The organism is Pseudoalteromonas lipolytica, from assembly GCF_001306915.1.
Lineage (GTDB): Bacteria > Pseudomonadota > Gammaproteobacteria > Enterobacterales > Alteromonadaceae > Pseudoalteromonas > Pseudoalteromonas simplex.
Genome location: NZ_LJTC01000066.1, coordinates 1 through 517 on the forward strand (window position 1 = coordinate 1; position 517 = coordinate 517).

A 517-nucleotide genomic window follows, 5' to 3' on the forward strand; every position below is an offset into this window, starting at 1 on the left:
GGAGGACGTTCACCACGGAGTGATTCATGACTGGGGTGAAGTCGTAACAAGGTAGCCCTAGGGGAACCTGGGGCTGGATCACCTCCTTATACGATTTAGAACTTATTTGTTCGTAGTGTCCACACAGATGATTGTTAATTGTAAAGAGAACAACACTTATTGTTTGGGTCTGTAGCTCAGTTGGTTAGAGCGCACCCCTGATAAGGGTGAGGTCGGTAGTTCAAATCTACTCAGACCCACCACTTCTTATGAAGTGGAAAAAATGACAATAAGTACCAGCATATGTGGGGCTATAGCTCAGCTGGGAGAGCGCCTGCCTTGCACGCAGGAGGTCAGCAGTTCGATCCTGCTTAGCTCCACCACTTTTACTCCTTAAAAATAAACATTCTTAATCAGGTAATAAACTGCTTGAGAATAGAGTGTGTTTAATTTTGAGAAGTTTATTCTCTTGCTCTTTAAAAATTTGGAAAGCTGATATTAAAATTCTTATAGATATTCGTATCTATAAAGAGTTTTC

Annotated in this window: 2 tRNA genes and 1 rRNA gene; all 3 read left to right on the plus strand. The window is 41.4% G+C overall.

What is annotated here, in order from left to right:
• Positions 1-89: ribosomal RNA gene (locus AOG27_RS21080) — 16S ribosomal RNA — on the plus strand; the annotation flags it as partial.
• Positions 90-165: 76 nt separating this feature from the next.
• Positions 166-242, plus strand: a tRNA-Ile gene (locus AOG27_RS21085).
• A gap of 44 nt (positions 243-286) precedes the next feature.
• A tRNA-Ala gene (locus AOG27_RS21090) sits at positions 287-362 on the plus strand.
• Positions 363-517 lie beyond the last annotated feature (155 nt).